The organism is Paracoccus sp. JM45, from assembly GCF_003590715.1.
Lineage (GTDB): Bacteria > Pseudomonadota > Alphaproteobacteria > Rhodobacterales > Rhodobacteraceae > Paracoccus.
In genome coordinates, this window is the sequence record NZ_QQVY01000022.1 from 21,308 (window position 1) to 28,476 (window position 7,169).

The following is a 7,169-nucleotide window of genomic DNA, read 5'->3' on the forward strand; positions in this document are numbered from 1 at the left end:
CAACAACAGCATCGCACCGCTCGTGATCTCGATCACGCAAGTTTCGCCAAGGCCACGCCGGTCAGGTCGGAAAAAAAATCCGCCATAAAGGGCGCAGCACCCAACACAGCGTTGCCGTTGGCGTAGCCATTCCCAGCACCGTAGTCGGAAACCGCGCCACCAGCCTCTTTGATCAACAAAAGTCCGGCGGCCGCGTCCCATGGTTTCATATAGGATTCCCAGAACCCGTCCGTGCGCCCCGCCGCGCAATGAGCGAGCGACAACGCGCCAGCACCCATCAGGCGGAAATTCGTTCCGTTTTCGATAAGGGTATGCACCACACGGGCAACATCGTCAGGCGCGCTTTGAAAACTGAAGCTGATCCCGAGCACTGCATCCGTCGCTGCAGCGGTTTTCGACACTGACATCGCTCGCCCGTTCAATTGCGCCCCTCCGCCAGCATGGCACGAAAACATCTCGTCCAGCATCGGGTCGTAGATGACACCGATCACCGCGACACCATCCACGACAAAGGCCGCAGAAAGGCACCAATAGGCTGTTCCGCGCACGAAATTCGATGTGCCGTCAATCGGATCGACAATCCAAGATGCCGCAGCCAAGTCGCCGCCACTCTCCTCGCCCATGAACCCGTCATCTGGGAACTGGCGCGCGAGAGCGTCTTTGATTACCCGCTCGGTCGCATGGTCAACCTCGGACACAAAATCCTGCGGGCCCTTCATTTGCGTTTCATAGTCCCGTGCTTCAAATCGCCCTTTCGCGGCCTGTCCCGCTTGTTTCAAGATCGCCTCACAGGCGGTTTGTCTGTCACGAATAAGCGTTGAGTTCATCATAACCTACCGAAAATAGAGTTGTTTAAGGGGAAGTTGCGCCACGCCATTGGCCGCAGGCGTGTCGATTGTTGATCCCAGTACAAGATCGGGCAGCGGTGGTGGCCGTCCATAGCGGAACTCTTGCGGGAATTCGACGCGGTCCATCAGCATTTGCGCCAACTCTGGCGCGATCTGCCCTCCAAAGACAATGGCTTCTGGATCGATTATACCGGTCACGCCAAAGATCAGGCGGTTCAGGTGGGGCATTGTTTGGTCGATCCACGATTCTAGGCCCGGCCATGACGGATCAAAATCGCGCCGAAGTTGTTCAATGCCCGACAGATGAACGCCGTAGGTTTTCAGGTGCTTCAACAACAAACCAAGCGCAGGACGTCGCTCAATTTCATCGCCAACCCAGATCGCAGAGAACTCGCCTGCGTTGCCAGCCCTGCCAGCGTGAAGGCGCCCGTCAATAACAACCGACCCACCAAAACCATAATCGAAGCCCAGATAGATAAAGTCGCGATATCGCTTGCCAATCGGCCCGAGGATTTCACCAATCGCGCGCGCATTTGCGCTGTTTTCAAGGGTGACAGGCAGGTCGAACCGGTCCTGTATTTCGGGACGAAAATCAACAAGGGACCAATCGCTCAATAGCTCGGGGGCGTTCATCTGTGCATGGCTTTCTACAAAGAAACCCGGCAAGGTAAAACCGATCCCGCACAGGGCGCTTTCGGGAATATCGTTCGTGGCCAGCAGTGCCGTGACTTCGCGTTTGATCGCATCCAGCGCAGGGCCACGTTTACTGACGTCAATGTCGCAGTGGCACGACGCAAGCGGTTCGCAATTCATTCCCACAACCGAAATGACAACGGAATCCGTGTTCACAAGGATGCCAAGCCCGAAACATGCTCTGTCAACCAGTGAGATCAGTGGACTGGGTTTGCCGGGTCCTGATGCTTCGCCCGGCGCAGAAGTGATGAGCCCAAGGTCTTCAAGCGACGACACGATTCGGTAGACGGATTGCTGCGTCAGGTTCGTCCGTTCAGTCAACGATGACCGACGGATCGGCTGGTTCTGCCGGATGAGCGTCAACAGGTCGCGTTGGTTTTCGCTGATTGTCTTGAGGTCCGAAATGCGTTGTTTCATAATGATTTCTCACCGTTTTCGTTCTTTAGATCAAAGTTTCCAACCAGATAATTGGCAGAAAATTGCTACTGTCATTAATTTTACACACAGCGAGTATAAATATACTACACATAACGTGTGAAATAGACAACTGCTTCGAAAATTGAGCAGCCGGAAATATATAGGAGAATGCATGTCTGGCTTGGCTGCAAAGAAAATCGCCGTCCGTTTCGATGCGGTCGACGCGTTGAAAAACATTGATCTCGAAGTTCCCGCAGGGTCGTTCGTGACGTTATTGGGGCCATCGGGCTGTGGAAAAACAACTCTGCTTAACGTGATTTCGGGTTTTTTGAAGCCGACTGATGGCCGCGTCTACATCGATGGCATCGATGTCACGGACACTCCGCCAGAACGGCGCGATACCGCACTTTGTTTTCAATCCTACGCATTGTTCCCGCATTTAAGCGTTGAAGAAAATCTCGTTTTTGGGCTGCGCCAGCGCGGCATGTCGGGGGCTGATCGCGCCAAACGGCTGCGTGATGTTGTCGGCCAGCTTGATCTTGGGGATCATCTATCAAAGCTGCCCAACCAGCTGTCTGGCGGGCAACAACAACGCGTGTCTTTGGGACGCGCGCTGACAGTCCGCCCATCGGTCATCCTATTCGATGAACCCTTGTCAAACCTCGATGCAAAGCTGCGCGAAACCGTGCGCCACGAAATTCGGTCAATTCAGCAAGACTTCGGATTGACCGCCGTTTACGTCACGCACGACCAGAACGAAGCACTTGCAATGTCTGACAAGATATTCGTGCTTAACAAAGGGCAACTTGAACAAGCTGGCACACCGCAAGACCTATACCACGCGCCGCGCACCCGGTTTGTCGCGGATTTTGTCGGGTCCGCAAATGTGATGCAGGCACGGGTGGTGTCGCGCGCGCAGGTAGATGTCTGGCAGGTTGTCACTCCATTGGGACCGCTGATGGTTCGATCTGACACCCCGCCTGAGGCGGATAATGTTCTTATCGCGTGGCGTGCCGAGGCTGTGATCATGGGGCACGACCCCGTGAATGCAGTCACCGCCAAAGTGGTTCGCCGTTCCTTTGAGGGGGCCTACACCGATCTTTTCTTTGATGTGGAGGGCAAAACCTTTCGCGTCCAGCAGACCGAAACCAACTTGGTCGCGGGCGAAGACATGACGTTCTCGATCTTGCCGGACAACATCGTGTTCCTGTCGGATAGTGTCTCGAAGGTGGCGTCATGACCCGCCCGTCGCCATGGTTTATCGCGGTCCTGCTGTTGCCGGGAATTGGGCTGATCGCCGTGTTTATCGGCGCTGTGATCTACATCGCAATCGCACAAAGCGTCGGCTTTTACAATCTGACGGGCGATAGCGGGTTTTCTATGGAGTTCTGGGAAAAACTGATAGGGCGCAAATCCTATTGGACCGCTGTGCGCTATTCGCTGTTCATCGGGTTCTGGGCAGCTGTGCTATCAGTGGCGGTGGCCTATCCACTCGCACTTTGGTTGCGCAAACCATTCAAAGGCTCATTGACGATCTCAGCGATCCTCAAGGCGCCGCTGATGATCCATGGGATCGTTGCGGCGTTCCTGTTCCTCAACATCATCAGTTACAACGGCCTTGTGAACCAGCTTTTGGTTTGGACGGGTATCTTTGATGACCCTCGCCGCTTGCAAAATGACAGCGGTGCCGTGGGCCTGCTATTCCTGCAAGTGTGGAAGAACATGCCCTTCGCGCTGCTCCTGCTCACGGGGGCCGTGCAATCCATTCCGCAAGACACCTTGAATGCGGCTCAGGATCTGGGCGCGGGGACCGTTGAGAGGTTCCGCCGTATCATCGCGCCGCTTACCGTGTCCGCGATGCAGGCCGCGCTGATCATCGTCTTCATCGACGCGCTAGCTGATTTCACATTCCAGACCACCGTGGGGCCGACAAACCGTCAATCCCTGTCCCAGTATATGGAATTTTTCCGCGGGCGAGGGCGCTGGAACGAAGCCGCTGGTGTGGGCGTAACGCTGATGGCGCTTTCCTTGATTGGGGCCGTGTTGATGGCATTGACGGCACGGCTCATCTTTCGCGAACGGCCCATCGCGCGTGTGGTGACTTGGTATGAGACGCGGCGCGTGGAGGCACAGACATGATTACGCCGCACATCCTTAATCGCGCATTAATGATCCTGTTGATCTCAGTTGCTATCTTGTGGTTGGTCATCCCGTTTACCATGGCCGTTCTGTGGTCGCTTGTTGATCCCGCCCTACCTTGGACGCCGGACAACCTGTTGCCGCCAGTCATCTCGACCTACCGCTGGTCGTATATGTGGGAAAATTCGCTGCTAAAGCCTGCATTGCTGAATTCATACACGCTAGCCCCCTTAGCCGCGTTGCTGACCTTCGCCATCTCGATGCCAACAGCCTTTGCAATCGGGCGCTACGACTTTCAGGGCAAGGAGGCCGTTAAGCTGGTCGCGCTTTTGCCCCTCGTTGTGCCGTCCTTCGTCACGGCAATCTTTTTCACCTCGATCCTGTACCAAATCGGGCTGGCTCAATACCGGTTTGCGACCATCCTGTTCGCCCATATCGTGCTGTTCCTGCCCTACGCAATTCGCATCATGTCAGTCAGCTTTGAGCAGGTCAGGATCGATCATATCAATGCGGCCCGCGATCTGGGCGCGTCCCCTTGGGCCGTGTTTCGAGCGGCCTATTGGCCTGCTGTCAAGCCCGGCGTTCTGGCTACATTGCTGATCGTTTTCATTAAATCCGTCGAGGAATTCGCCATTGCCTATATTGTCGGTCAGCCCGGTTTCGTGACCATTCCGACATTGGTCTATGCCTCACTCGGCCAAGATTTCAACCGGCCCAATGCGGCTGTGCTGTCCCTAATTCTCGCTTTCCCGAACGTGATCCTGATGCTGTTTCTGGAAAGGCTGCTGAAGTCTGCCAATCCAGCGATGGCATCTGGCAAGGGCTGTTGAGATGTTTTTACAAACCTTGAGGAGAAAGACATGATTAAGAAGCTATTGATCGCAAGCGTTCTCGCTCTTTCCGCAACCCCGCTCTTGGCCGAGGGCCATGCAACCGCTTGGACTGATATCGAAGCCCAAGCCAAAGAAGAAGGCGAAGTTACTTGGTTTGTGTGGTACTTTGGGGACCGTTTCCGCGAATTTACCCAGCAGTTTACCGATGAAACCGGAATCACAGTCACCATCCCTGATGGCGACCATGCCTCTAATATCGACAAGTTCCTCGCAGAAACCAACCGTGACGCAGGTGATATCGACGTCCTTGCTTTCGGCGTGGACCGCGTGGAATCCATTCCAACAGACATGTTGATGATGCTCGACAACCTGCCCGAAGATGAAGGCCGCATGACCGAGATTGTAGGCGTGGATGGTAGCAACACAGCGCTTGGTTACTGGGGCAACCAGACAGGCATCGCATATGATCCGACCAAAATTGCGCAAGCAGACTTACCGCAATCTGTCGAAGACTTTGCGGCCTTCTGGGCGGCCAACCCCGGAAAAATGGGTTTCAATTATGAAAACGGCGGCTCTGGTCCATCGTTCCTGCATAACATTCTGCGCGTGATGTCAGACGACGCCTATGCCGACGGGGAATTGAGCGACGACAAGATCGCAAAGACCGATGACGGCATCGCGCTCTTCAACGAATATGCCGCAAATTATGAGATCACTGCGTCTAACGCGGACAGCCTTACACGTCTGTCAGACGGTGAGTTTACGCTTGTTCCGGCTTGGGAAGATCATATGGCAGGTCTGCAAAACAGCGGCGAAATCCGCTCTGATCTGGCGTTCTATATTCCAGAAATGGGCATGTTCGGTGGTGGTAATTTCGTTGCGATCCCAAAGAACGCGCCGCACCCTGCTGCCGCGCAACTCTTTATTGCATGGCTCACCTCGCCTGAAGTTCAGACTGAGCTTAACGCACTCTTTGGCAGCATGCCAATGAACACTGGATCGGATGACAGCGCAGCCTTGGTGCCCAACAGTATGCGTGACCGCCAAATGCCGTGGACACAAAACCCGTTCCGCGACGCAGTGCTTGATCGCTTTATCGAAGACGTCGTCCTCGAACGCTAAGGCGCTCCAAGAAACGCCAAAGCGCAGGCCCTCCGCCTCCCCCGGGGGCCTGCATCTTACCTTTTTGTAATGAAAGCGCCGTAACATGAAAATTGTAGACAGTCCCCTAATTGCCCATCGTGGTGCATCCGCCGTATCGCCTGAAAATACACTTGTCGCCGTGGAGCTGGCGGCCAAAATGGGCGCGCGCTGGATCGAAACGGATGTGCGTTTAACGGCCGATGGAGGTCTTGTCATAATCCATGATGCAATGCTTGATCGCACGACATCGGGCAGCGGGCGCGTCATTTCGACTTCGACCGAAACGATTTGCGGTCTCGATGCGGGCTCGTGGTTCTCACCGGAGTTCGCCAATGCGCGAGTGCCTGATTTGCGGTCCTATCTGCAATGCGTCCTCGATTGTGGCTTGTCGCTTCAGCTTGAATTGAAAGAAAATGTAGGCCGTGAAGAAGACCTTGTGGCCGCCGTCATCGCAGAGCTTCAAACCACATGGCCCTTAGGCGATAGGGGTTTGTTCTTGTCCGGTTTCTCCGAACGCATCACGCGCACCTGCGCTGCTGCCTTGCCTGATGTACCGCGCGCGCTCGCCACGGAATTCCTGCCTAAAGACCCAAAGGCGCGCCTAAGTGAGGCTCGGTGCCAAATTTTACACGTTCAGGCGGACGTCACATCCCCCGAAGATTTGAAACCATATGCCGATATTGAAATCGCCGTGGCGACGATCAATGACGCTGAAATGGCAGACCGATTCTTGAAGGCGGGTGTAACGTCAATTCTTTCGGATCAAGTCGATCTTCTCGCAAACAGCCCAACATAGAGAAAGCCGTTTTGTGGGATGCTCAGGTTTTATCCGGGCAACGGACCTTCGACATTTAGCGCAATTCCTGCTTCTTGGGCTCGTTGCAATCATTGCATAAGAGCACAAACCGTTTTTCACCCAGAACGACCGCTTTCTTCTGTCAGCTTATTCGATTTCACATACGTAGCGAAGTCCGGAATCCGCCCATGTGAATCGCCCCGGGTCTGTCGGAGACCATCAACTTAAGTAAGGATGATGGTTATGACAAAAAGCAAAATGGCAAATCGCTACTCTCCTGAGGTCCGCGCTCGTGCGGTC

The 7,169-nt window shown here is 54.7% G+C and carries 7 protein-coding genes; 5 read left to right on the top strand and 2 right to left on the bottom strand.

Annotated elements, in window-relative coordinates:
• Positions 1-32: 32 nt before the first annotated feature.
• Together DWB67_RS15920 and DWB67_RS15925 are read right to left on the bottom strand one after the other, a co-directional pair.
• A complete protein-coding gene (locus tag DWB67_RS15920; protein ID WP_119808562.1) occupies positions 33-830 on the bottom strand; it encodes an inositol monophosphatase family protein in 798 nt (265 codons plus the stop codon).
• Positions 831-833: 3 nt separating this feature from the next.
• Positions 834-1,958 carry an ROK family transcriptional regulator gene (locus DWB67_RS15925; protein WP_119808563.1) on the bottom strand — a complete coding sequence of 375 codons (1,125 nt, stop codon included), beginning with the start codon at positions 1,956-1,958 and terminating at the stop codon, positions 834-836.
• Positions 1,959-2,130: 172 nt separating this feature from the next.
• On the opposite strand from DWB67_RS15925, the gene DWB67_RS15930 reads away from it, so the two are divergent.
• From DWB67_RS15930 to DWB67_RS15950, 5 genes are all read left to right on the top strand, one after another.
• Complete coding sequence (locus tag DWB67_RS15930; RefSeq protein ID WP_119808564.1) at positions 2,131-3,198, top strand: ABC transporter ATP-binding protein; 1,068 nt, start codon at positions 2,131-2,133, stop codon at positions 3,196-3,198.
• Entirely contained in the window at positions 3,195-4,097 is a 903-nt protein-coding gene (locus DWB67_RS15935; RefSeq protein ID WP_119808565.1) for an ABC transporter permease, read from the top strand. The genes DWB67_RS15930 and DWB67_RS15935 overlap by 4 nt, the downstream gene beginning before the upstream one ends.
• 80 nt (positions 4,098-4,177) lie before the next feature.
• Entirely contained in the window at positions 4,178-4,927 is a 750-nt protein-coding gene (locus DWB67_RS15940; RefSeq protein ID WP_255418717.1) for an ABC transporter permease, read from the top strand.
• Positions 4,928-4,957: 30 nt separating this feature from the next.
• Positions 4,958-6,052 (top strand): extracellular solute-binding protein, encoded by a 1,095-nt coding sequence (locus DWB67_RS15945; RefSeq protein ID WP_119808566.1) that lies wholly within the window; start codon positions 4,958-4,960, stop codon positions 6,050-6,052.
• An 85-nt stretch (positions 6,053-6,137) separates the two neighbouring features.
• Positions 6,138-6,869: a glycerophosphodiester phosphodiesterase family protein gene (locus DWB67_RS15950; protein WP_119808567.1), complete on the top strand. Its 732-nt coding sequence runs from the start codon at positions 6,138-6,140 to the stop codon at positions 6,867-6,869.
• Positions 6,870-7,169 lie beyond the last annotated feature (300 nt).

Coding starts and splice junctions, on each gene's coding strand:
- DWB67_RS15920 (WP_119808562.1), bottom strand. CDS start 830: ATGATGAACTCAACGCTTATTCGTGACAGACAAACCGCCTGTGAGGCG.
- DWB67_RS15925 (WP_119808563.1), bottom strand. CDS start 1,958: ATGAAACAACGCATTTCGGACCTCAAGACAATCAGCGAAAACCAACGC.
- DWB67_RS15930 (WP_119808564.1), top strand. CDS start 2,131: ATGTCTGGCTTGGCTGCAAAGAAAATCGCCGTCCGTTTCGATGCGGTC.
- DWB67_RS15935 (WP_119808565.1), top strand. CDS start 3,195: ATGACCCGCCCGTCGCCATGGTTTATCGCGGTCCTGCTGTTGCCGGGA.
- DWB67_RS15940 (WP_255418717.1), top strand. CDS start 4,178: ATGGCCGTTCTGTGGTCGCTTGTTGATCCCGCCCTACCTTGGACGCCG.
- DWB67_RS15945 (WP_119808566.1), top strand. CDS start 4,958: ATGATTAAGAAGCTATTGATCGCAAGCGTTCTCGCTCTTTCCGCAACC.
- DWB67_RS15950 (WP_119808567.1), top strand. CDS start 6,138: ATGAAAATTGTAGACAGTCCCCTAATTGCCCATCGTGGTGCATCCGCC.